The sequence below is a fragment of the Bacillus mobilis genome (assembly GCF_001884045.1).
Taxonomy (GTDB): domain Bacteria; phylum Bacillota; class Bacilli; order Bacillales; family Bacillaceae_G; genus Bacillus_A; species Bacillus_A mobilis.
This window is the reverse complement of the sequence record NZ_MACF01000009.1, coordinates 1-25,603: the sequence shown is the minus strand read 5'-3', so window position 1 is coordinate 25,603 and position 25,603 is coordinate 1. Positions and strand designations below refer to the sequence as shown.

Below are 25,603 nucleotides of genomic sequence, written 5' to 3'. Positions count from 1 at the left end.
GTCCCTGTGAGAGTAGGACGTCGCCAAGCAAAAACCTAAGTCGATTCGACTTAGGTTTTTTTGTGTTTATTTTTATATAACCTTAAAGAATAAAAAAGAATGAAAATAAGGATATTCAAAGTAATAGTAATGATTTTTTTGTTTTTCAGATTTTCCGAGTGCTCCTAAAATAATCTCTATGATAGGAAACGTTAAAAGTGTGATGGTATAAAGGAGTATTCGATCATTTCAGCAATGACTGCAATACAAAGGAATAAATGAGAAAGAGTGTAGTTGTTTTTTTGTTATTGTTCTCCCTTTTAAATGAATATAAACGATTATATGTAAGATAGATCTCTAGAAATATATATTCTAATTTCTTATCCTTCTTGCATATAGTTACAATTATCCTTTTGAATATAACTAAAACACGAACGTTATTGGTAAGTAATAAAAAAACATTCGATTATTTATTGACATTGTTTATGAAATATTGTTAATATAGCCATAGAAAGAATAATATATAAGACCTCATATAATCGCGGGGATATGGCCTGCAAGTCTCTACCTAACGACCGTTATTCGTTAGACTATGAGGGAAAGTCACTCGGTATTTTTCTATTCACAAGGGATACGTATGCCTGAGTAGAGCACTTTCTCTCATAGTAAAAGAGAAACTGTTCTATTTCAGGCTTTTTTTATTTGAATCGGGGGGATTCTAATATGAAATCACTAGTTGGAGTCATAATGGGAAGCACGTCAGACTGGGAAACAATGAAATATGCTTGTGACATTTTAGATGAATTAAATATACCGTATGAGAAAAAAGTTGTATCAGCTCATCGGACTCCGGATTATATGTTTGAATATGCAGAAACGGCTCGTGAACGTGGATTGAAAGTTATTATTGCTGGAGCTGGTGGAGCAGCGCATTTACCAGGAATGGTTGCAGCGAAGACGAATCTTCCTGTAATCGGAGTTCCAGTTCAATCAAAAGCGTTAAACGGCTTAGATTCATTATTATCCATCGTCCAAATGCCAGGAGGGGTTCCGGTTGCAACTGTTGCAATTGGTAAGGCTGGTTCAACAAATGCTGGTTTACTTGCTGCACAAATACTTGGATCATTCCATGATGATATACATGATGCATTAGAATTGAGAAGAGAAGCAATTGAAAAAGATGTGCGCGAAGGTAGTGAGCTAGTATGACGAGAATCATTTTACCTGGAAAAACAATCGGCATTATTGGAGGCGGCCAGCTAGGAAGAATGATGGCATTGGCAGCTAAAGAGATGGGATATAAAATTGCTGTTTTAGATCCTACAAAAAATTCACCATGTGCGCAAGTTGCTGATATTGAAATTGTTGCATCATATGACGATTTAAAAGCAATTCAGCATTTAGCGGAGATCAGTGATGTCGTCACATATGAATTTGAGAATATTGATTATAGATGTTTACAATGGCTAGAAAAACATGCTTACTTACCGCAAGGCAGTCAGTTGTTAAGTAAAACGCAAAATCGTTTTACAGAAAAGAATGCAATTGAAAAAGCGGGATTACCAGTAGCAACGTATAGATTGGTTCAAACGCAAGAGCAGCTTACTGAAGCAATCGCCGAGTTATCATATCCTTCCGTCTTAAAAACAACGACAGGTGGATATGATGGGAAAGGGCAAGTTGTTTTAAGAAGTGAAGCTGACGTTGATAAGGCGCGAGAGCTTGCACATGCAGCAGAGTGTATTTTAGAGAAATGGGTGCCTTTTGAAAAAGAAGTATCAGTTATTGTCATTCGTAGTGTAAGTGGTGAAACGAAAGTATTTCCGGTAGCGGAAAATATTCATGTAAATAACATTTTGCATGAATCTATCGTTCCAGCGCGCATTACAGAAGAACTTTCTCAAAAAGCAATTGCTTATGCAAAAGTGCTCGCGGATGAACTAGAACTTGTGGGAACACTAGCGGTAGAGATGTTTGCTACAGCTGATGGTGAGATTTACATTAATGAATTAGCGCCAAGACCTCACAATTCAGGACACTATACACAGGATGCATGTGAAACGAGTCAGTTTGGTCAACATATTCGAGCAATCTGTAATTTACCTCTTGGAGAAACAAATTTGTTAAAACCAGTTGTCATGGTAAACATTTTAGGCGAACATATAGAAGGGGTCCTAAGACAAGTGAATAGATTAACCGGGTGCTATTTACACTTGTATGGAAAAGAAGAAGCAAAAGCGCAGCGAAAAATGGGGCATGTTAATATTTTAAATGATAATATTGAAGTCGCTCTAGAAAAAGCGAAGAGTTTGCATATTTGGGACCATCAAGAACAACTGTTGGAGGGAAAAAAATGATTAGTCGTTATACACGCCCAGAAATGGGTGCAATTTGGACGGAAGAGAACAAATTTAAAGCGTGGTTAGAAGTTGAGATTTTAGCTTGTGAAGCATGGGCTGAGCTTGGCGATATTCCAAAAGAAGATGTTAAAAAAATTCGTGAGCATGCATCATTTGATATTGATCGTATTTATGAAATTGAAAAAGAGACACGTCATGATGTAGTTGCATTCACTCGTGCTGTATCAGAAACACCAACATTAGGTGAGGAACGTAAATGGGTTCATTACGGTTTAACATCTACAGACGTAGTAGATACAGCGTTATCTTATATCTTAAAACAAGCGAATGAAATCATATTAAAAGACTTAGAAAACTTTGTAAGCATTTTAGCTAACAAAGCGAAAGAGCATAAGTACACGATCATGATGGGAAGAACACACGGTGTTCATGCAGAACCAACAACATTTGGTTTAAAACTTGGTCTTTGGTATGAAGAAATGAAACGTAACGTAGAGCGTTTCAAACAAGCTGCTGATACAGTTCGCGTTGGTAAATTATCTGGTGCGGTTGGTACATACGCAAATATCGATCCATTCGTAGAAAAGTATGTTTGTGAAAACTTAGGCTTAGAAGCAGCGCCAATTTCAACACAAACATTGCAACGTGATCGCCATGCTCATTACATGTCAACACTTGCACTAATTGCAACATCTATCGAAAAGATGGCAGTTGAGATCCGTGGTTTACAAAAGAGTGAAACACGTGAAGTTGAAGAAGCTTTCGCAAAAGGCCAAAAAGGTTCTTCTGCAATGCCACATAAGCGTAATCCAATCGGATCTGAAAACATGACTGGCTTAGCTCGTGTTATCCGTGGTTATATGATGACAGCTTATGAAAATGTTCCATTATGGCATGAGCGTGATATTTCTCACTCTTCAGCAGAACGCGTAATTTTACCAGATGCTACAATCGCGTTAAATTACATGTTAAATCGCTTTGGTAATATCGTTAAAAACTTAACTGTATACCCAGAGAATATGAAACGCAATATGACAAGAACATACGGCTTAATTTATTCTCAGCGCGTAATGCTTACATTAATCGATAAAGGTATGGTACGTGAAGAAGCTTATGATATCGTACAGCCTAAAGCGATGGAAGCTTGGGAAACACAAGTACAATTTAAAGAGCTTGTAGAAGCTGATGAGCGTATTACGAGCAAGTTAACACAAGAAGAAATTAATGAATGCTTCAACTATGAGCATCATATGCAACACGTTGATACAATCTTTGAACGCCTAGGATTAAACGAAGCGTAAAATTTCATATGGCACAGAATAGAGTCATTCTGTGCCATTCTTTATAAAAATATTATTCACATTTTTCAAACTACAGGGGGCTTGCGAAATGCAAAAGCTAGAATTGCTGTATGAAGGTAAGGCAAAAAGAATTTATCGTACAGAATCAGCAGATATGGTTTGGGTAGAGTATAAAGATAGTGCGACTGCTTTCAATGGGGAGAAAAAAGAAACGATTACAGGAAAAGGTCGTTTGAACAATGAGATTACAACTTTATTGTTCAGAAAGTTACAAGAAGTAGGAATTAAAACACATTTTGTTGAGAAGTTATCTGAGATAGAGCAACTTGTTAAAAAAGTGAGTATTATTCCTTTAGAAGTTGTCACAAGAAATGTAATTGCAGGAAGTCTTTCAAAACGATTAGGAATGGAAGAGGGAACTGTACTTGCAGAACCAATCGTAGAATTTTACTTCAAAGATGATGATTTAGGAGATCCGCTTGTAACGGAAGATCATATTCGTGTATTAAACGTTGCATCGCCAGAGCAAGTAAGCGTATTACGAGAAATGGCTCTACAAATCAATCAAGTGTTGATTGATCATTTCGCAAGCTGTCGTGTAAGACTAGTAGATTTCAAATTAGAGTTTGGTGTAACGGAAGAGGGAGAAATTATTTTAGCGGATGAAATTTCACCAGATACTTGCCGTTTATGGGATGAAACGAGCAATGAAAAGTTTGATAAAGACGTATTCCGTCGCGATCTTGGAAATTTAACAGATGCTTATGAAGAGATTTTAAAACGTTTAGGGGGAATTTCACATGTATAAAGTTAAGGTATATGTAACATTAAGAGAAAGCGTATTAGATCCACAAGGAACAGCGGTAAAAGGAGCACTTCATAGTCTTTCATTTACAGAAGTACAAGACGTTCGAATCGGAAAATACATGGAACTAACAATTGATAAATCGGTATCTGACCTTGACGAAAAGGTAAAAGAAATGTGTGAAAAACTATTAGCAAACGTTGTAATGGAAGACTTCCGTTATGAAGTTGAGGAGGTTGTCGCACAGTGAAATTTGCCGTAATAGTATTTCCAGGTTCGAACTGTGATGTTGATATGTTCCATGCAATTAAAGATGAGCTCGGCGAAGAAGTAGATTACGTTTGGCACGATACAGAGAATTTAGATGAATATGATGCAATCTTACTACCAGGTGGATTCTCTTACGGTGACTACCTACGCTGCGGTGCTATTTCTCGCTTTGCGAATGCAATGAAAGCAGTGCAAAAAGCTGCTGAGCAAGGAAAGCCGATTTTAGGTGTATGTAATGGATTCCAGATTCTTGTTGAATCAGGATTACTACCAGGAGCGTTAATGAGAAACGAAAATTTAAAATTCATGTGTCGCACTGTTCAGTTGCGTGTTGAAAATAATGAAACGATGTTTACATCACAATATGAAAAAGATGAAGTAATCAATATTCCAATCGCGCATGGTGAGGGTAATTACTATTGTGATGAAGAAACGCTAAAAAGATTAGAAGAGAATAATCAAATCGCATTCCGTTACGTAGAAAATCCGAATGGAAGCGTTTCAGATATTGCTGGTATTGTAAACGAAAAAGGAAATGTACTTGGTATGATGCCACACCCAGAGCGTGCTGTAGACGAATTACTTGGCGGTGCTGAAGGGTTAAAAGTCTTTCAATCTATCTTAAAACAGTGGAGGGAAACATATGTCGTTAATGCTTGAACCAAATCCAACACAAATTAAAGAAGAGCGCATATATGCGGAAATGGGGCTAACAGACGAAGAGTTTGCCATGGTTGAAAAGATTTTAGGCCGTCTGCCAAATTATACAGAAACAGGATTATTCTCTGTTATGTGGTCTGAACATTGCAGTTATAAAAATTCAAAACCAGTACTTCGAAAATTCCCAACAACAGGTGAGCGCGTTCTGCAAGGACCTGGGGAAGGTGCTGGAATTGTAGATATCGGTGATAATCAAGCGGTTGTATTTAAAATGGAAAGTCACAACCACCCATCTGCTATTGAACCATATCAAGGAGCAGCAACAGGCGTTGGTGGTATTATCCGTGACGTATTCTCTATGGGAGCACGCCCAGTAGCTCTATTAAACTCACTTCGCTTCGGTGAATTACAGTCACCACGTGTGAAATATTTATTCGAAGAAGTAGTAGCAGGGATTGCAGGATACGGTAACTGTATCGGCATTCCGACTGTTGGCGGCGAAGTACAGTTTGATCCATGTTATGAAGGAAATCCACTTGTAAATGCAATGTGCGTAGGCTTAATTAACCACGAAGATATTAAAAAAGGGCAAGCGCACGGTGCTGGAAATACAGTAATGTACGTAGGAGCATCAACTGGTCGTGACGGTATTCACGGTGCAACATTCGCATCTGAAGAGTTATCTGAAAGCTCAGAAGCGAAGCGCCCAGCAGTTCAAGTAGGAGATCCATTTATGGAGAAACTTCTGATTGAAGCTTGCTTAGAACTTATTCAGTCGGATGCACTTGTGGGAATTCAAGATATGGGTGCAGCTGGTTTAACATCATCTTCTGCAGAAATGGCAAGTAAAGCGGGAATGGGTATTGAAATGTACTTAGATGATGTACCGCAGCGTGAAACAGGAATGACACCATATGAAATGATGCTATCTGAATCACAGGAACGTATGCTAATTGTTGTGAAAAAGGGTAGAGAGCAAGAGATAGTAGATTTATTTGAGAAGTATGGTCTTGCAGCCGTTACGATGGGGAAAGTAACGGAAGACAAAATGCTTCGCTTATTCCATAAAGGTGAAAAGGTAGCTGAAGTACCAGCAGATGCTCTTGCAGAAGAAGCACCAATCTATCATAAACCATCAAAAGAAGCAGCATACTTTGCTGAATTCCAGGCAATGAAAATGGAAACACCAAAAGTAGAAAATTATAAAGAAACGTTATTCGCTCTATTACAACAACCGACGATTGCAAGTAAAGAGTGGGTTTATGATCAATATGATTATCAAGTTCGCACTAGCACAGTTGTTACACCAGGTTCAGATGCAGCAGTTGTACGTGTACGCGGTACAGAAAAAGGATTAGCAATGACGACAGATTGTAACTCTCGCTATATTTACTTAGATCCAGAAGTGGGCGGTAAAATTGCGGTAGCAGAGGCAGCACGTAATATCGTATGTTCTGGGGGAGAGCCACTTGCAATTACAGATTGCTTAAACTTCGGTAATCCAGAAAAACCAGAAATCTTCTGGCAAATTGAGAAATCAGTAGATGGTATGAGTGAAGCTTGTCGCACATTACAAACGCCAGTTATCGGCGGAAACGTATCAATGTATAACGAACGTAGTGGTGAAGCAGTATATCCAACACCGACAGTTGGGATGGTTGGACTTGTACACGATTTAAGACATGTAACAACACAAGAGTTTAAGCAAGCTGGTGATTTAGTTTATGTAATTGGAGAGACGAAAGCTGAGTTTGGTGGAAGTGAATTACAGAAAATGATTCACGGCAAAATTTTCGGTCAATCACCAAGCATCGATCTAGATGTAGAATTAAAGCGTCAAAAACAAGTATTAGCAGCGATTCAAGCTGGCCTTGTTCAATCTGCTCATGATGTTGCAGAAGGTGGTTTAGCAGTTGCGATTTCAGAAAGTGCAATTGGCGCTAATGGTTTAGGTGCTACTGTGAAATTAGACGGAGAAGCAACAGCCGTATTATTCGCTGAATCACAATCTCGCTTCGTTATAACTGTAACACGTGAAAATAAAGAAGCGTTCGAGAAAGCGGTAGAAGCAATTCAAGTTGGAGAAGTGACAAATACAAATGAAGTAACAATTCATAATGAAGAAAATGAAGTATTACTTACAGCAAATGTAGATGAAATGAGAAAGGCTTGGAAAGGGGCAATCCCATGCTTGCTGAAATAAAGGGGTTAAATGAAGAATGTGGCGTTTTTGGAATTTGGGGGCATGAAAATGCAGCACAAGTTTCGTATTACGGATTGCATAGTTTACAGCACCGTGGACAAGAAGGCGCAGGCATCGTCGTAAATAATGGTGAGAAAATTGTCGGTCACAAGGGGTTAGGTTTAATATCGGAAGTATTTTCAAGAGGTGAGCTAGAAGGCTTAAACGGAAAATCAGCAATTGGACACGTACGGTATGCGACAGCTGGCGGAAGTGAAGTTGCTAACGTTCAACCATTATTATTCCGTTTTTCTGATCATAGTATGGCATTAGCTCATAACGGAAACTTAATTAATGCAAAAATGCTTCGCCGCGAATTAGAAGCAGAGGGAAGTATTTTTCAAACAAGTTCAGATACAGAAGTACTTTTACATCTTATTAAACGTAGTACGAAAGATTCATTAATTGAGAGTGTAAAAGAGGCTCTAAATAAAGTGAAAGGTGCGTTTGCATATCTTTTACTAACTGGAAATGAAATGATCGTTGCGTTAGATCCGAATGGATTCCGTCCTCTTTCAATTGGAAAGATGGGGGATGCTTACGTTGTAGCATCGGAAACATGTGCTTTCGATGTAGTAGGTGCAACATACATTCGTGATGTAGAACCAGGTGAACTGCTTATCATCAATGATGAAGGAATTCACGTAGATCGTTTTACAAATGAAGTAGATCATGCAATTTGTAGTATGGAGTACATTTACTTTGCACGTCCGGATTCTAATATTGCAGGCATTAACGTCCATGCAGCACGTAAAAACATGGGAAAACGTTTGGCGGCAGAAGCTCCTATTGAAGCTGATGTTGTTACTGGCGTGCCAGACTCTAGTATTTCGGCAGCAATTGGTTATGCTGAGGCAACAGGCATTCCATATGAGTTAGGATTAATTAAAAATCGTTACGTTGGACGTACGTTTATTCAACCTTCTCAAGAACTGCGAGAGCAAGGGGTTAAGATGAAGCTTTCAGCAGTAAGAGGTGTAGTTGAAGGAAAACGAGTTGTTATGATTGACGATTCTATCGTAAGAGGAACAACGAGTAAACGAATTGTTCGTATGCTTCGTGAGGCTGGAGCGACAGAAGTTCACGTAAGAATTGCGTCACCACCTCTGAAATATCCATGCTTCTATGGCATTGATATTCAAACGAGAAAAGAATTAATTGCAGCAAATCATACAGTAGAAGAAATTCGTGAAATAATCGGTGCAGACTCATTAACATTTTTAAGTGAAGATGGATTAGTAGATGCAATTGGACGTCCATATGAAGGGAAATATGGCGGTCTATGTATGGCGTACTTCAATGGAGATTACCCAACAGCTCTTTATGATTATGAGCAAGAGCTTTTAGAAAGTATGAAATAAGAAGAAAAAAGCTTCTACTTCTTTTGATGTAGAAGCTAGCTTCTTTCTTACAACGGCCGGCCCTAGATAGGGAGAAATTAAAAGACGAGGTGTAGATAACGATGGCGAATGCATATAAGCAAGCAGGAGTAGATATTGAAGCTGGATATGAAGCGGTATCTCGCATGAAAAAACACGTACAAACAACAATGAGAAAAGAAGTGCTAGGCGGTTTAGGCGGTTTTGGAGGTATGTTTGATCTATCAAAATTTGCATTAGAAGAACCTGTATTAGTATCTGGAACAGATGGCGTGGGAACGAAATTGATGCTCGCTTTTATGGCAGATAAACATGACACAATTGGTATTGATGCAGTAGCAATGTGTGTAAATGATATTGTTGTCCAAGGAGCAGAGCCGCTTTTCTTCCTTGATTATATTGCTTGTGGTAAAGCTGAACCTAGTAAAATTGAAAACATCGTCAAAGGTATATCAGAGGGCTGTCGCCAAGCTGGTTGTGCATTAATTGGTGGAGAAACAGCTGAAATGCCAGGGATGTATTCTACGGAAGAATACGATTTAGCTGGTTTTACAGTTGGTATTGTTGATAAAAAGAAAATTGTAACAGGTGAAAAAATTGAAGCGGGTCACGTATTAATTGGCTTAGCATCTAGCGGTATTCATAGTAACGGTTATTCTTTAGTACGAAAAGTATTACTAGAAGATGGAGAACTATCTTTAGATCGTATTTACGGACGCTTAGAACTACCTCTTGGTGAAGAATTATTAAAACCAACGAAAATTTATGTCAAACCTATTTTAGAACTATTGAAGAAATATGAAGTATACGGAATGGCACACATTACAGGTGGCGGATTCATTGAAAATATTCCACGTATGTTACCAGAAGGAATCGGTGCAGAAATTGAATTAGGATCTTGGAAAATTCAACCGATCTTTAGTTTGCTTCAAGAAGTTGGAAAACTAGAAGAAAAAGAAATGTTCAATATTTTTAACATGGGTATTGGTATGGTAGTAGCGGTGAAGGAAGAAGAGGCAAAAGATATCGTTCGTCTACTTGAAGAGCAAGGAGAAATAGCTAGTATTATTGGACGTACTGTACAAGGGGCTGGCGTTACCTTTAATGGGGGAGCGGCACTATGAGTAGATTAGCAGTTTTTGCTTCTGGGAGCGGCTCTAACTTTCAATCTCTTATCAATGCGGTAGAAGAAAAAAGATTAGACGCCGATATTAGTTTATTAGTATGTGATAAACCAGAAGCACGCGCTGTTGGACGAGCACATTATCATCATATCCCATGTTTCGCTTTTTCAGCGAAAGCATATGGATCAAAAGAAGTGTTTGAAAAAGAAATATTAAAGAAGCTAGAAGAGTATGAAATTGATTATGTTATTTTAGCTGGATATATGCGTTTAATTGGACCGACTTTATTAGAAGCTTACGGCGGAAGGATTATTAATATTCATCCATCACTACTGCCGAGTTTTCCAGGGAAAGATGCTGTTGGTCAAGCGTTAGAAGCAGGTGTAAAAGTAACTGGAGTAACGATTCATTATGTAGATGCAGGTATGGATACAGGGCCAATTATTGCGCAAGAAGCGGTAGTTGTTTCTGAAGGGGATACGAGAGAAAGCTTACAAAAGAAAATTCAACAAGTTGAACATAAATTATACGTAAATACAGTGAATCAAATTGTTCAATCTGTGAAAGAACCAACTGTTAACTAACATACAACCAGGGGTGAAGGATAGATGAAAAAGCGTGCATTAGTAAGTGTTTCAGATAAAACAGGAGTAGTAGAATTTGTTAAAGGTTTACTAGAACAAGGGATCGAAGTTATATCAACAGGTGGTACGAAAAAATTACTAGAAGAAAACGGCTTACAAGTAATCGGTATTTCTGAAGTAACTGGGTTCCCGGAAATTATGGATGGTCGTGTAAAAACATTACATCCAAATATTCATGGTGGTCTATTAGCAGTTCGCGATAATGAAACGCATGTAGCGCAAATGAATGAGTTAGGTATGGAGCCAATTGATTATGTTGTTGTTAACTTATACCCATTCAAAGAAACAATCGCTAAGCCTGATGTAACATTTGCTGATGCAATTGAAAATATTGATATCGGTGGTCCAACAATGATTCGCTCTGCTGCGAAAAATCATAAATTTGTATCGGTAATTGTAGATCCAGTAGATTACGATGTTGTATTAACAGAACTGAAAGAGAACGGTGAAGTAAAAGAAGAAACGAAACGTAAATTAGCAGCGAAAGTATTCCGCCATACAGCGGCATATGATGCGTTAATCTCTAACTATTTAACAGAGCAAATGGGTGAAGAAAGCCCAGAAACATTAACAGTGACATTTGAGAAAAAACAAGATTTACGTTATGGAGAAAATCCACATCAAAAAGCAACATTCTATAAAGCACCATTCGCTGTAACTTCTTCTGTTGCATACGCAGAACAATTACACGGTAAAGAATTATCTTATAACAATATTAACGATGCAGATGCAGCGCTTAGTATCGTGAAAGAATTTATAGAACCAGCAGTAGTAGCGGTAAAACATATGAATCCATGTGGTGTTGGAGTAGGAACTGATATTCATGAAGCATACACACGCGCTTATGAAGCAGATCCAGTATCCATTTTTGGTGGTATTATTGCAGCAAATCGTGAAATTGACAAAGCTACAGCTGAAAAATTACATGAAATTTTCTTAGAAATTGTTATCGCTCCTTCGTTCTCACAAGAAGCTTTAGACGTATTGCAAAGCAAGAAGAACTTACGCTTACTAACTGTAGATATTGAAAAATCGACAAGTGCAAGTAAAAAATTAACTTCTGTACAAGGTGGTCTTCTTGTTCAAGAGGAAGATACGTTATCATTAGATGAAAGTACAATTTCAATTCCGACAAAACGTGAACCGTCAGAGCAAGAGTGGAAAGATTTAAAATTAGCTTGGAAAGTTGTAAAACATGTGAAATCAAATGCAATTGTTTTAGCGAATGATAACATGACAGTTGGTGTAGGCGCGGGACAGATGAACCGTGTAGGTTCTGCGAAAATCGCAATTACACAAGCTGGCGAAAAGGCACAAGGTAGCGCACTTGCATCTGATGCTTTCTTCCCAATGCCAGATACAGTAGAAGAAGCAGCAAAAGCAGGAATTACAGCAATCATTCAACCAGGCGGATCAATCCGTGACGAAGATTCTATCAAAGTGGCAGATAAGTATGGGATTGCTATGGTGTTCACTGGCGTACGTCATTTCAAACACTAAAGGTCCGGTCAAGATAACTGTCGCAAGTCGTCGTTGCATTGCCAGTGCGGTACTCATGTAGGAAAACTACACTCCGTGTCCTCCTGTCAAATGCGCCTCGACCTGTTCGGTTCTCTTGATCCTCCTTTTTAAACTTTTATTGATATGAAAACAAACTAGGAGCATAGCTTCTAGTTTGTACTTATTTAAGTATTGGGGGATGAAATATGAATGTTTTAGTAATCGGACGCGGTGGGCGTGAGCATGCTTTAGCTTGGAAGTTTGCGCAATCTGAAAAGGTGGAAAAGGTATATGTAGCACCGGGTAATGAAGGTATGCGCGATGTTGCAACACCAGTTGATATTGATGAAAATGATTTTGATGCATTAGTTCTATTTGCCAAAGAGAATAAGGTTGAGTTAACTTTCGTTGGACCAGAAATTCCACTTATGAATGGAATTGTTGATCGTTTTAAAGAAGAGGGACTTCGTGTATTTGGTCCAAATAAGGCAGCGGCTGTTATTGAAGGTAGTAAGGCTTTTACGAAAGAATTGATGAAAAAGTATGATATTCCAACTGCGGCATATGAAACTTTTACAGATTATGAAGAAGCAGTACAGTACATTCAAAAAATTGGTGCACCGATTGTTATTAAGGCAGATGGATTAGCTGCTGGTAAAGGTGTAACAGTAGCAATGACACTTGAAGAGGCACTGCAAGCTGCGAAGGAAATGTTACAAGATGTAAAGTTCGGCGAAGCAAGTAAGAAGGTTGTTATTGAAGAGTTTTTAGATGGACAAGAATTTTCATTAATGGCATTTGTGAATGGGACAACTGTGCATCCGATGGTAATTGCGCAAGATCATAAACGAGCTTTTGATGGTGATAAAGGTCCAAATACAGGCGGAATGGGCGCGTACTCTCCAGTACCACAAATTCCAGAATCAGCAGTTCAAGAGGCGATAAAAACGGTATTACATCCAACTGCTAAAGCGATGATTGCAGAAAACCGTTCATTTACAGGAATTTTATATGCGGGACTTATTTTAACAAATGATGGCCCAAAGGTAATTGAATTTAATGCACGTTTTGGTGATCCTGAAACAGAAGTAGTATTACCTCGCTTAGAAAATGATTTAGTTGATGTATGTAACGCTGTATTAGATGAAAGTGAATTAACGTTACAATGGTCAGAGGAAGCGGTAATTGGTGTTGTACTTGCTTCAAAAGGATATCCGGAAGCATATAAAAAAGGTGATATTATTAAAGGATTAGATGCACTGGAAGATGTGATTGTTTTCCATTCAGGTACAGCGATGAAGCATGGTGACTTTGTAACAAATGGTGGCCGTGTACTATTTGTTGCTTGTAAGGCGGACAGTTTACAAGCAGCGAAAGATAAGGTGTATAAAGAAATCGGTAAAATTGAGAGTGATGGTCTATTTTACCGAAGTGATATAGGATATCGTGCAATTGGGCATGAGATGACGAGAAGCTAGTAATATAAAAAGCGGAGAATGATGTAGTTCATTCTCCGCTTTTCTTATTATTTTATTTAGGAACTTTTACAAGATCAATAATGTCAGGGCATTGTAACTGATAAGTTATTGCTGTTGATGAAACTTTCTTTGAAATTTTTTGACAAGTATTATTGGAATATTGATTTTTTTGTTTTCTGTATTCCGGTCGCTTATTTTTGAGTAATCAACATCATAATACAAAGAGGTTGTCTCTCTTCCTTTTTTTACTGTTAAATCTATAATGAGAGGTTCATCTTTTTCGTTAAATCGAGTGATGCGAATGGCGTGACTCTTATTTGAATTATATTTTTTAATGAAGGTATCTAATTTTTCGATATTGTAAACTGTGTCATTCTTTTGAATGACATCACCATATTTTTCGGCGGTTTCAAAACTATATTCTTTATTGGATGTATCAATCGTTGGTCGTTTATTTGAGCAAGCGACAAGATTGAATGAGAGTAGTACAATGATGAATAAACTCGTTTTTTTATAGTAATGTTTTATAGGCAAAGCGAACCACCTCTATTAATAATGTTATATTTGTATTTTACAATATAATTACAAAGAAAACATCATCATTGTATTAAAAAAATCCCGCTGATTTCTCAGCGGGATTTTTTATGCATCTTTATCTTTTTTTAATTTTCCTTTTTGCTTTGCCATTTCTCGAAGCAAATATTCGATGTGTGCATTGACGCTACGAAACTCATCATTCGCCCATTTTTCGATGACAGCGTGTAATTCAGGATCAATACGTAATGGAAAGCTTTTCTTTTTAGCCATAATGATTTACAACCTTTTAGTATAGGCTTCCTGTATTAATAACTGGTTGCGCACCTTTATCTGAAACGATGGCAACTAATAAATTGTTCACCATATTTGCTTTACGCTCGTCATCGAGTTCCAGTACGCCTTCCTCATCTAACATATGGATTGAATCTTTCGCCATCTTCACAGCACCTTCAACAATCTCTTTTCGGGCAGCTAATACTGCTTTTGCTTGTTGACGTTGTAGCATTGCATGGGCAATTTCTGTTGCGTAAGCTAAATGTGTTAAACGAGTTTCTAATACTTCTACGCCAGCGATTTCAAGGCGTGCTTCTAACTCACGTTTTAATTCTTCAGAGATTTCTTCCGTATTTCCGCGTAACGTGATGCAAGTTTCATCTTGGAAATTGTCATAAGGATATTTTGTTGCAACGTGGCGGATTGCTGTTTCACTTTGAATTTCTACAAATCGATCGTAATGTTCAACACCGAACATTGCTTTTGCAGAATCAACTACTTTATATACGATAACGGCTGCAATTTCGATCGGATTTCCCTCAACATCGTTTACTTTTAATTTCTTACTATTAAAGTTTTCCACACGTAACGATACAGTTTGACGGAATGCGAACGGAATCGTTAAAAATAAACCATTTTGACGAATTGTTCCTAAGTAATTACCGAAAAACGTAATGACTTTCGCTTGGTTTGGTTGAACAATACCAATACCTGTAGCAAGAACTGCGGCTAAAATAATAGTTAATGCTGCTCCTATGAAAATTTCTTGCACGAGGAAAAATACACCGATAGCGGCTAAAATCAAAATTCCAATAATCCCAAGAAAACCATTAACATAAAATACTTGTTTTTCTTTCATATGATCGCCTCCTGATATAAAAATGATATCACTTTTATATCATTTTAAGCAAGGGATTTACACCTAATTTTCTGAAATTTATTGATTAGGTATCTCTTATGTATATTTTAAGGTTCAAAATAAGAATATACGTTCTGTTTTGTGGTAAAATAAAGAAGACTTAACCGCCCACTGCAGCAGCTAAGTCCCTTTGAGAGCATCTTGCATCGTGACAAATGATTCAAAGCGGTTTTGCCAGGATTATATCTTCAATCGCTGACTCAATCTCTTTGTCAGAAGCGTCAAAACTTCCATTTGACCGTGGTTTGTCGTGATTGGAAGTTTGATTTACTTCTTCTTTAGCATGTCCCTTTTCAGTAAAATTCATGCTAGGCATTTTAAATGCCCCCATATTCATGTATTTTCCGAATTTCCACATTTCAACAACAGGGCAGAAACGAACAATTCCCTCTGCAATTTTCATTGCACCAATCCATAGTAAGACGTTAGACCAAGTGCACCACGGCTTGCGTACAAGTTTAGCGCTACTACAGCCGAAGAGGATAAGTCCGAGTGTAATTCGAATTAGGGCGTTTATTGTACCGATGTTTTGCTTCATTAGAAAAACACTCCTTTTTATGAAAGTTGAAATAGATAATACTATTTCTCTTATTAGTATCCCGTGTGATTTTTGGGATATGTAATCCAACATTTGACGTTGAAAAAGATGTTGGAATGTGCGTGTGTGTAAGTAGCTTTTTTTGTTATAATGAAAGAATGCATAAAAGGAAGTTCAAAATTAAATCCTCTAGTTTGAAAAAATATGGAAGAGGGAATTCCAAACTTAATTCTCCGTTTTAAACAAATATTTAAGATGAAGTTAAAAAATCCTAATGAAAATAAAGTAAAACTTTAATCAGTGGGGGGTTCTTCATCCCACACTGATTATTAGTTGAACCAATCGGACTTCTATGGGCAGTTGATCCCCCCACCTAACTTCTTTGCTTTCGCTGAATTTTGAGGTGGGGGTCTTACTGCCCATTAAAGTCGGATAAACTGTTATTTTGAACAGAAATATATATAAATAGAGAAAAGAAAGGGTGTTTTCATGTACGATATTTCCGGGTGGAAACATGTATTTAAGCTTGATCCAAATAAGGAGTTAAGTGATGAACATTTAGAAATGATTTGTGAGTCTGGAACAGATGCTGTTATTGTGGGCGGAAGTGATGGAGTGACAATTGATAATGTACTGCACATGCTAGTTAGCATTCGTAGATATGCAGTTCCTTGTGTGTTAGAGGTTTCTGATGTAGAAGCAATTACACCAGGATTTGATTTTTATTACATCCCAAGCGTTTTAAATAGCCGAAAAGTGGAATGGGTAACAGGCGTTCATCATGAGGCTTTGAAAGAATTTGGGGATATTATGGATTGGGACGAAATTTTCATGGAAGGGTATTGTGTTTTAAATCCTGAAGCGAAAGTAGCCCAGCTTACAGATGCGAAATGTGATGTAACAGAAGATGATGTGATTGCATACGCGCGTTTAGCAGACAAGCTATTACGTTTACCGATATTTTATTTAGAATATAGCGGTACGTATGGAGATGTTGAACTTGTTAAAAATGTAAAAGCAGAATTAAAACAAGCGAAGTTGTATTACGGAGGCGGTATTTCTAATGCAGAACAAGCGAAAGAAATGGCGCAGTATGCTGATACAGTAGTTGTTGGAAATATTATTTATGATGATATAAAATCCGCGTTAAAAACAGTTAAAGCAGTAAAAGGAGAGTAGGTGCAGGCATATATGAGTAAGACAGATAGATTATTAAATGGTTTAAATCCGCAGCAACAAAAAGCAGTACAAACAACGAACGGACCACTTCTATTAATGGCAGGTGCAGGTAGTGGTAAAACACGTGTGTTAACACATCGTATTGCGTATTTACTTGGTGAAAAAGGTGTAGCACCATGGAATGTACTAGCTATTACCTTTACAAATAAAGCGGCTCGTGAAATGCGTGAGCGTATTGATACACTTGTCGGACCAGAAGCAGAAGATATTTGGATTTCTACGTTCCACTCTATGTGTGTACGTATTTTAAGACGTGATATCGATCGTATTGGTATTAATCGTAACTTTACAATCTTAGATTCAGGTGATCAGTTAACGGTTGTGAAGAAAATCATGAAAGAACGTAATATTGATCCGAAGAAATTTGAGCCGCGCTCTATTTTAGCGGGTATTAGTAATGCGAAAAATGAATTGTTATCTGCAGATAAATATGCAAAGAAAATTACAATAGCTGATCCATATGAAAAATTAACGAGCGATGTATATACAGAATATCAAAAACGTCTTCTGAAAAATAACTCATTAGACTTTGATGATTTAATTATGACAACGATTCAGTTATTTGAACGTGTTCCAGAAGTACTAGAGTTTTATCAGCGTAAGTTCCAATATATTCACGTGGATGAGTATCAAGATACAAACAAAGCGCAGTACCTTCTTGTTAAACATTTAGCAGCACGTTTTAAAAATTTATGTGTTGTAGGTGACTCAGATCAGTCTATTTATCGCTGGCGTGGGGCTGACATTTCTAACATTTTGTCATTTGAAAAAGACTATGAGAATGCGCAAGTTATTCTGTTAGAACAAAACTATCGTTCGTCACAAAATATTTTAAATGCAGCGAATGCTGTTATTGAAAAAAATTCAAACCGTAAACCGAAGAAATTATGGACAGATAATCAAGTTGGAAGCAAAATCTCGTATTACCGTGCTGCAACGGAAAAAGACGAAGCGTATTTTGTTGCGAAAAAAATTCGTGACGATATTCAAATGGGAAAAAGAAAATATACTGATTTTGCAGTGTTATATCGTACAAATGCGCAATCTCGTATGGTCGAGGAGATTTTCCTGAAATCTAATATTCCTTACAAAATTGTCGGCGGTACAAAGTTCTACGATCGTAAAGAGATTAAAGACATTTTGGCGTATTTACGTTTAATTGGGAATCCAGATGATGAGATTAGTTTCGCACGTATTATTAACATGCCAAAGCGCGGAATTGGTGCGACTTCTATAGATAAAATTATTAATTACGGCGTACAAAATGGAATTTCATTAACTGCTGTATTCGATGAGATTGAGCATGTTGGAGTAAGTGCAAAAATTACAAAGGCAGTAAAAGAATTCGCAGGTTTATTACACAACTGGGTAAATATGCAAGAGTATTTATCTGTTACGGAATTGGTAGAAGAAGTTATTGAAAAAACAGGCTATCGCGATATGTTGAAAAACGAGCGTACTTTAGAAGCGGAAGGTCGTCTAGAGAACTTAGATGAGTTTTTATCTGTTACGCAAACATTTGAATCTCAAAGCGAAGATAAGAGCCTTGTTGCATTCTTAACAGACTTAGCGCTTGTTGCTGATATTGATCGTGTCGATGAAGATCCAACTGCTGGTGAGGAAGTTATTTTAATGACGATGCACTCAGCGAAAGGGTTAGAGTTCCCAGTTGTCTTTATTGTAGGGTTAGAGGAAGGAATATTCCCGCATACTCGTTCTCTCATGGAAGAAGATGAAATGCAAGAAGAGCGTCGCCTTGCTTATGTAGGTATTACGCGTGCAGAAGAAGAGTTATATTTATCAAATGCACAAATGCGTACTTTATTTGGTCGAACAAGTATGAACGCTGCCTCTCGATTTATTACAGAAATCCCGGCAGAGCTAGTAGAATCGTTAAATGAAACAGCGCCGAAGCGTGAAACTTCGTTTGGTGCAAAAGGCAGAACGGCTAGTAACAGCAGAACGACAATGACAACTACAACACGCTCTCGTTCAGCTTTCGCGAGTCCTGCAGCTAAGACGACAGGTGGCGAGCAAATCGGCTGGGCAGTAGGAGATAAAGCTTCCCACCAAAAATGGGGAGTCGGTACAGTTGTCAGTGTAAAAGGTGAAGGTGATGCAAAAGAATTAGATATTGCGTTCCCAAGCCCAATTGGTGTTAAACGTTTGTTAGCAAAATTTGCACCTGTGACGAAACAATAGGAAAGGAATGAGGATATGTCAAAAGAGATAGCAAAACAACGTATAGAAGAACTGCGTGATTTGTTAAATACATTTAACTATCAGTATCACGTATTAGACAATCCTTCTGTTTCTGATGCGGAGTATGACCGTAATATGCAGGAGCTTATAAAATTAGAAGCAGAGAATCCAGAGTTTATGAGTGAAGATTCTCCCTCCATTCGCGTTGGGGGAACTGTTCTTGATATATTTGAAAAAGTAACACATAAATCACCGATGTTAAGTTTAGGAAATGCATTTAACGAAGGAGATTTACGTGATTTCGACCGACGAGTACGCCAAGGAATTGATGATGCGAATGTAAGATATATATGCGAATTAAAAATTGACGGACTTGCTGTTTCACTTCATTATGAAAAAGGGCGCTTCATTCAAGGGGCAACACGTGGTGATGGTGTAACAGGTGAAGATATTACCCAAAATTTAAAAACGATTAAAGCGATCCCGCTCCGTTTAAATGAAGAAGTAACGTTAGAAGCACGAGGCGAAGCTTATATGCCGAAGCGTTCATTCGTTAAGTTAAATGAAGAAAAAGAACAAAATGGTGAAGATGTATTTGCGAATCCGCGTAATGCGGCGGCAGGTTCAATACGCCAACTGGATCCAAAAATTGCAGCGAAGCGTAACTTATCTATGTTTGTGTACGGTCTTGCGAATGTAGAAGAAAAAATAATTCCATCACATAGTGAATCGCTTGATTTCTTAGGTGAACTTGGATTCAAAACAAATCCAAATCGTCGTACATGTGAAACAATCGAAGAAGTTATAGCTTATGTAGAAGAATGGCAAGAAAAACGCCCGCATCTTGATTATGAGATTGATGGAATCGTTATAAAAGTAGATGATGTTGCTCTTCAAGAAAGTTTAGGAACTACAGCAAAGAGTCCAAGGTGGGCAATTGCTTATAAATTCCCGGCTGAAGAAGTTGTAACAAGATTAACAGGTATTGAATTAAGTGTTGGTCGCACAGGGGTTGTAACACCGACAGCAGAGCTAGAGCCAGTGCGAGTGGCTGGTACGATCGTTCGTCGTGCTTCTTTACATAACGAAGATTTAATTCGTGAAAAGGACATTCGAATTGGTGACTATGTGGTAGTGAAGAAGGCCGGAGATATTATTCCTGAAGTTGTGAACGTTATTTTCGATAAGCGTACTGGTGAGGAAGAAGAATACCATATGCCAACGCATTGCCCAGCATGTGAAAGTGAACTAGTTCGTTTAGAAGAAGAAGTAGCACTTCGTTGTATAAATCCAACTTGTCCAGCTCAAATTCGAGAAGGGTTAATTCATTTTGTTTCAAGAAATGCAATGAATATTGATGGACTTGGAGAACGTGTCATTACACAACTCTTTGATGCGGATTATATTCGTACATTTGCTGATTTATATTCGTTGACGAAAGAGCAATTATTGCAGTTAGAACGATTCGGTGAAAAATCAGCAACGAATTTAGTGCAAGCAATTGAGAATTCTAAAGAAAACTCATTAGAGCGATTACTATTCGGTCTTGGTATTCGCCATGTCGGAGCAAAAGCAGCACGTACATTTGCAGAGCATTTTGAAACGATGGATGCACTTGTGAAAGCAACGGAAGAAGAGCTAAAAGCAATTAACGAGATTGGTGAAAAAATGGCTCAATCCGTCGTGACGTATTTTGATAATGAAGACGTATTAGAGCTATTACAACAATTTAAAGAGTATGGCGTGAATATGGCATACAAAGGTATAAAAATTGCTGATTTACAAAATGTTGAGTCGTACTTCGCAGGAAAAACTGTCGTTTTAACAGGGAAATTAGAAGTTATGGGACGTAGTGAAGCGAAGAAGAAGATTGAGGCATTAGGTGGAAAAGTAACAGGAAGTGTTAGTAAAAGTACGGATTTAGTTGTTGCAGGTGAAGCAGCGGGTTCGAAATTAGCACAAGCAGAGAAGCATAATGTTGAGGTTTGGAATGAAGAGAGGTTCTTACAAGAGCTAAATAAGTAAGAGGTGCAAACTTACCATGAAAAAAATAGCATTAGCGGTATTAAGCCTTGGTCTACTTGTAAGTGGATGTAGTGCAGGTGCCGATAAAGATGAAAAAGTGGTTGAGAAATCGGGGAAAGCAAAAGAACAAGCAATCGTTCCGAAGTACTCTATTTCGGATGAATATTATAAGACGACTATTCCATTTGACGCAGGAGTTGCACGTGGTTTAGTTGTACAAGGAGTAAGTAATCGTCTTGATATAGATGAATTTGAAACAGGATTAATGCGTATTGCAAAAGAATCCTTTAGTACGAAAGATCATTTCTTTAAAGGTGGAAGTGCTCTAGATACTCAAAATTTACAGATGCTTGTTAAAAGAAAGCGTACAGATGCTGAACAAAAGGAACTAGAGGACATGTTAAAAAAAGATGCCGTTAAATTTCCTAACATTGGGTTAAACCCAGCGTTAGGTGGAGGATCTGAATCATTAGAGGAAAAAAATAAAAAAAATCCAATATATATTTCAAATATTTTAGAGCATGATTATTATGTGAAAAAAGGTGAAACAGATGAACTCCAAGGTATTGTAGTTGGTTTAGCAATGAATTCGGTTCATTATTACGAGGAAGAGCATGGTTATCCGCGTGAAACTAAAATCGAGCAAGAAAAAATGTTAGCCGAAGGGAAAAAAATGGCGCAAGAAGTCTTGAAATTTATGCATGAAAAAAAACCTGACACAAAAAATGTTCCGATAACGTTTGCGATGTATCGTCAGGCTCCAAAGTCTTCGCTCGTACCAGGTAACTTTGTCTCTTATGCGAATGTAGAAAAAGGTAGTGAAAAGGTTGAGGATTGGAAACAAATTAATGAGAAGTATTATTTGTTCCCATCTGAACAAGCGAAAACAGATAATAAACGTGAAGATCTTGCGAGAGTATCGAACTTTAAAGCGAAACTAAGCGATTATTTCCAGGGCGACTATACAGCTGTTATCGGTACTGGTATGTATAGAGACGATGAATTAAGGGAAATAAAACTTGATATTCCGGTCCAGTTTAATGGGAAAGCAGAAATAATTGGCTTTACACAATATGTAGCTGGGCTTGTGACAGAATACTTCCCGAATTATATGAAAGTACAAGTAACGATTAAATCTGTAGAACGCCCAGAAGCGATTATTATACGTGAAGCGAAGCAAGATGAACCATTTGTGAAAATTTTAGATTAAATAGGAGGGCCGTTCCTTTATGGAACGGCTTTTTTTCTTGAATAATTTTGTTATAATTTAAAATGTTATAAATAATGGGGGTAAGGGGTAAGCACATGGAAGAATTAAGTTTTCAAGTCATTATTTTATTAATTGCATTCGGCTTTTTAGCAGCTTTTATTGATTCAGTTGTTGGCGGTGGAGGATTAATTTCACTTCCTGCACTTATGTTTGTTGGTTTACCACCAGCTTCGGCAATTGCAACAAATAAATTAGCGGCAACGATGGGGACGTTTACGAGTGCAATTTATTTTATTCGATCAGGAAAGGTCGATTTTAAAATTGTAGGAAAGTTAATCCCGTTAACTATTATAGGGGCGGTCTCAGGTGCTTTAGTAGTAAAGTTTATTCCGCCGGATATTTTACGTCCGTTAGTGCTTGTGATGTTGGTGTTTATTGCTATTTATATTATTGCAAAAAAGGATTGGGGAAGTGTATCTACCTATAAGAAGATGACGAAAAGAAAAACATTAATATTTTTCTTTGTTATTTTAATGATAGGGTTTTACGACGGATTTTTTGGACCAGGGACAGGATCCTTTTTAATTTTTGCATTTTTATTAATTGGTTTGGATTTTATTCAAGCAGCAGCATCTGGAAAACTTTTGAACTTTGTTAGTAATATCGTATCTTTAATTACTTTTTTATTTTTAGACGTAATTCATTTTGAATACGGTATTATTATGGGATTGTCGATGATTTTTGGCGCTTATTTTGGATCGAAGTTTGCAGTCCAAAAAGGTGTTGGATATGTAAGAACTTTATTTTTATTAGTAACTATTTTATTGATTGGAAAAAACATTTTGGAATATACTCATATTTTGTAGAGTTATACGTATGTATAACTCTATTTTTTTATTATATTTTAAAAATTAATTAATTTTTAAAATATAAGTCTAGGAATATTTGAATAAATCTAAATTATCGTGTAGAATAATGTTGTAAAATGTAAACGTTTTTCTAAGGGGAGGCTAAAAAAATGGTAGTAGCATACAAACATGAGCCATTTACAGATTTTTCAGTGGAGGCTAACAAATTAGCGTTTGAAGAAGGTTTAAAGAAAGTAGAATCTTATCTTGGACAAGACTATCCATTAATTATTGGGGGAGAAAAAATCACTACAGAAGACAAAATTGTTTCTGTAAACCCTGCAAATAAAGAGGAACTTGTTGGTCGCGTTTCAAAAGCAAGCCGTGAGTTAGCTGAAAAAGCAATGCAAGTAGCGGATGAAACATTCCAAACTTGGAGAAAATCAAAGCCAGAAATGCGTGCAGACATTTTATTCCGCGCTGCAGCAATCGTTCGTCGCAGAAAACATGAATTCTCTGCTATTCTTGTAAAAGAAGCAGGTAAACCATGGAATGAGGCAGATGCTGATACAGCAGAAGCAATCGACTTTATGGAATATTATGGTCGTCAAATGTTAAAATTAAAAGACGGTATTCCAGTAGAAAGCCGTCCAATTGAATATAATCGTTTCTCTTACATTCCATTAGGAGTAGGTGTTATCATTTCTCCTTGGAACTTCCCATTCGCAATTATGGCAGGTATGACAACAGCTGCTTTAGTTTCTGGTAACACAGTATTACTAAAACCAGCTAGTACAACTCCTGTAGTAGCAGCGAAATTCATGGAAGTATTAGAAGAAGCTGGCTTACCAGCTGGCGTAGTAAACTTCGTTCCAGGTAATGGTTCTGAAGTTGGTGACTACTTAGTAGATCACCCTCGTACACGTTTCGTGAGCTTCACTGGATCTCGTGATGTAGGTATCCGTATTTATGAGCGTGCAGCGAAAGTAAACCCAGGCCAAATTTGGTTAAAACGCGTTATCGCTGAAATGGGTGGTAAAGATACAATCGTTGTTGATAAAGAAGCAGATCTTGAATTAGCAGCTAAATCTATCGTTGCATCAGCATTCGGATTCTCAGGACAAAAATGTTCTGCATGTTCTCGTGCAGTAATCCATGAAGATGTATACGATCACGTATTAAATCGTGCTGTTGAATTAACGAAAGAATTAACAGTTGCTAACCCAGCTGTATTAGGTACAAACATGGGTCCTGTTAATGACCAAGCTGCATTCGATAAAGTAATGAGCTATGTTGCAATTGGTAAAGAAGAAGGTAGAATCTTAGCAGGTGGCGAAGGAGACGATTCTAAAGGCTGGTTCATCCAACCAACAATCGTTGCTGACGTTGCAGAAGATGCTCGCTTAATGAAAGAAGAAATCTTCGGACCAGTAGTAGCATTCTGTAAAGCAAAAGACTTTGATCATGCACTAGCAATTGCAAACAATACAGAATACGGTTTAACAGGTGCTGTTGTTACTAATAACCGTGACCATATTGAAAAAGCACGTGAAGAATTCCATGTGGGTAACTTATACTTTAACCGTGGATGTACTGGTGCAATCGTAGGTTACCAACCATTCGGTGGCTTTAACATGTCTGGTACAGACTCTAAAGCTGGTGGCCCTGACTACTTAGCACTTCACATGCAAGCAAAAACTACTTCTGAAACTTTATAAGAAATAGTAGGAGAGATCTTCGCAGTATGCGAAGATCTCTTTTTTTGAAAAACTTTCTATCATGCCTTTCGAGAGGACTCCCACCTCTAAACGTAAGTGAAGGTGGTGAGGTGAATCGAAAGAAATATTTTATTTTCAAGAAAAAAGAGGAAACGTACGTTCCCTTTTTGCTATAATATCCTTAACAAGGAGGTGAATAAAATGAAAAAGGAAAATCCGTCAAACTATAAAACTCTTCAAATCTGGATTAAAAAAGGGCATCGTATGTATTCTTATTTTCAAGAATCTTGTCATAACGCTAAGAATATGTACAACACCACAAACTTTTATATACGCCAGGTGTACACTGGAT

21 protein-coding genes, 2 pseudogenes and 1 riboswitch are annotated in these 25,603 nt (G+C 37.5%); of the genes and pseudogenes, 19 read left to right on the top strand and 4 right to left on the bottom strand.

All coding sequences use genetic code 11. The features are described 5' to 3' along the window. Positions 1–490: 490 nt before the first annotated feature. Positions 491–592, top strand: a riboswitch (purine riboswitch). Between the two features lie 110 nt (positions 593–702). The 12 genes from purE to purD all read left to right on the top strand — a co-directional run bounded on the left by purE (position 703) and on the right by purD (position 13,742). After that, positions 703–1,188 carry a 5-(carboxyamino)imidazole ribonucleotide mutase gene (purE, locus tag BAQ44_RS00425; RefSeq protein ID WP_000839367.1) on the top strand — a complete coding sequence of 162 codons (486 nt, stop codon included), beginning with the start codon at positions 703–705 and terminating at the stop codon, positions 1,186–1,188. Beyond that, a complete protein-coding gene (gene purK / locus BAQ44_RS00420; RefSeq protein WP_071720178.1) occupies positions 1,185–2,336 on the top strand; it encodes a 5-(carboxyamino)imidazole ribonucleotide synthase in 1,152 nt (383 codons plus the stop codon). Before purE ends, purK begins: the two co-directional genes overlap by 4 nt. Next, positions 2,333–3,640, top strand: a complete 1,308-nt coding sequence (gene purB / locus BAQ44_RS00415; RefSeq protein ID WP_000625687.1) for an adenylosuccinate lyase — start codon at positions 2,333–2,335, stop codon at positions 3,638–3,640. Before purK ends, purB begins: the two co-directional genes overlap by 4 nt. An 88-nt stretch (positions 3,641–3,728) precedes the next feature. Beyond that, positions 3,729–4,448, top strand: a complete 720-nt coding sequence (gene purC, locus BAQ44_RS00410; protein WP_063261859.1) for a phosphoribosylaminoimidazolesuccinocarboxamide synthase — start codon at positions 3,729–3,731, stop codon at positions 4,446–4,448. After that, positions 4,441–4,695, top strand: a complete 255-nt coding sequence (gene purS / locus BAQ44_RS00405) for a phosphoribosylformylglycinamidine synthase subunit PurS (RefSeq protein WP_071720175.1) — start codon at positions 4,441–4,443, stop codon at positions 4,693–4,695. The genes purC and purS overlap by 8 nt, the downstream gene beginning before the upstream one ends. Beyond that, on the top strand, positions 4,692–5,375 hold the full coding sequence (purQ, locus tag BAQ44_RS00400; protein WP_048375606.1) for a phosphoribosylformylglycinamidine synthase subunit PurQ: 684 nt from the start codon (positions 4,692–4,694) through the stop codon (positions 5,373–5,375). The genes purS and purQ overlap by 4 nt, the downstream gene beginning before the upstream one ends. After that, positions 5,359–7,578, top strand: coding sequence for a phosphoribosylformylglycinamidine synthase II (purL, locus tag BAQ44_RS00395; protein ID WP_071720172.1), 2,220 nt, complete (start codon positions 5,359–5,361; stop codon positions 7,576–7,578). The genes purQ and purL overlap by 17 nt, the downstream gene beginning before the upstream one ends. Next, the gene (gene purF, locus BAQ44_RS00390; RefSeq protein WP_000879028.1) at positions 7,563–8,978 is read left to right on the top strand and encodes an amidophosphoribosyltransferase; all 1,416 of its coding nucleotides are present in this window, start codon (positions 7,563–7,565) and stop codon (positions 8,976–8,978) included. The genes purL and purF overlap by 16 nt, the downstream gene beginning before the upstream one ends. Positions 8,979–9,079: 101 nt before the next feature. Then, a complete protein-coding gene (gene purM / locus BAQ44_RS00385; protein ID WP_063261862.1) occupies positions 9,080–10,120 on the top strand; it encodes a phosphoribosylformylglycinamidine cyclo-ligase in 1,041 nt (346 codons plus the stop codon). Beyond that, positions 10,117–10,704 carry a phosphoribosylglycinamide formyltransferase gene (purN, locus tag BAQ44_RS00380; protein WP_071720170.1) on the top strand — a complete coding sequence of 196 codons (588 nt, stop codon included), beginning with the start codon at positions 10,117–10,119 and terminating at the stop codon, positions 10,702–10,704. The genes purM and purN overlap by 4 nt, the downstream gene beginning before the upstream one ends. Positions 10,705–10,728: 24 nt before the next feature. Further along, positions 10,729–12,264, top strand: a complete 1,536-nt coding sequence (gene purH, locus BAQ44_RS00375; RefSeq protein WP_071720167.1) for a bifunctional phosphoribosylaminoimidazolecarboxamide formyltransferase/IMP cyclohydrolase — start codon at positions 10,729–10,731, stop codon at positions 12,262–12,264. 206 nt (positions 12,265–12,470) lie between these two features. Continuing rightward, a complete protein-coding gene (gene purD, locus BAQ44_RS00370) occupies positions 12,471–13,742 on the top strand; it encodes a phosphoribosylamine--glycine ligase (RefSeq protein WP_063261863.1) in 1,272 nt (423 codons plus the stop codon). 52 nt (positions 13,743–13,794) lie between these two features. Here the strand turns inward: purD and BAQ44_RS00365 are convergent. From BAQ44_RS00365 to BAQ44_RS00350, 4 genes and pseudogenes are all read right to left on the bottom strand, one after another. Next, a pseudogene (locus tag BAQ44_RS00365) lies at positions 13,795–14,276 on the bottom strand (DUF4362 domain-containing protein). 108 nt (positions 14,277–14,384) lie between these two features. Next, positions 14,385–14,549, bottom strand: coding sequence for a type II toxin-antitoxin system antitoxin (locus BAQ44_RS00360; RefSeq protein ID WP_001085171.1), 165 nt, complete (start codon positions 14,547–14,549; stop codon positions 14,385–14,387). Positions 14,550–14,565: 16 nt separating this feature from the next. Beyond that, positions 14,566–15,411, bottom strand: a complete 846-nt coding sequence (locus BAQ44_RS00355) for an SPFH domain-containing protein (protein WP_000660687.1) — start codon at positions 15,409–15,411, stop codon at positions 14,566–14,568. A 220-nt stretch (positions 15,412–15,631) separates the two neighbouring features. Further along, a complete protein-coding gene (locus BAQ44_RS00350; RefSeq protein WP_000812333.1) occupies positions 15,632–16,009 on the bottom strand; it encodes a YgaP family membrane protein in 378 nt (125 codons plus the stop codon). Between the two features lie 489 nt (positions 16,010–16,498). Between BAQ44_RS00350 and pcrB the strand changes: the two genes are divergently transcribed. From pcrB to BAQ44_RS30205, 7 genes and pseudogenes are all read left to right on the top strand, one after another. Next, on the top strand, positions 16,499–17,188 hold the full coding sequence (gene pcrB, locus BAQ44_RS00345) for a heptaprenylglyceryl phosphate synthase (RefSeq protein WP_000272092.1): 690 nt from the start codon (positions 16,499–16,501) through the stop codon (positions 17,186–17,188). Positions 17,189–17,200: 12 nt separating this feature from the next. Continuing rightward, positions 17,201–19,450: a DNA helicase PcrA gene (gene pcrA, locus BAQ44_RS00340; protein WP_063261867.1), complete on the top strand. Its 2,250-nt coding sequence runs from the start codon at positions 17,201–17,203 to the stop codon at positions 19,448–19,450. Between the two features lie 15 nt (positions 19,451–19,465). Next, positions 19,466–21,475: an NAD-dependent DNA ligase LigA gene (ligA, locus tag BAQ44_RS00335; protein ID WP_071720164.1), complete on the top strand. Its 2,010-nt coding sequence runs from the start codon at positions 19,466–19,468 to the stop codon at positions 21,473–21,475. Between the two features lie 16 nt (positions 21,476–21,491). Further along, entirely contained in the window at positions 21,492–22,685 is a 1,194-nt protein-coding gene (locus BAQ44_RS00330; protein ID WP_071720162.1) for a CamS family sex pheromone protein, read from the top strand. Positions 22,686–22,780: 95 nt separating this feature from the next. Further along, the gene (locus BAQ44_RS00325) at positions 22,781–23,551 is read left to right on the top strand and encodes a TSUP family transporter (protein WP_061679437.1); all 771 of its coding nucleotides are present in this window, start codon (positions 22,781–22,783) and stop codon (positions 23,549–23,551) included. Between the two features lie 152 nt (positions 23,552–23,703). Beyond that, positions 23,704–25,251, top strand: a complete 1,548-nt coding sequence (gene pruA / locus BAQ44_RS00320) for an L-glutamate gamma-semialdehyde dehydrogenase (RefSeq protein ID WP_000259556.1) — start codon at positions 23,704–23,706, stop codon at positions 25,249–25,251. A gap of 201 nt (positions 25,252–25,452) precedes the next feature. Beyond that, positions 25,453–25,603: pseudogene (locus BAQ44_RS30205) on the top strand (RNA-guided endonuclease InsQ/TnpB family protein); the annotation flags it as partial.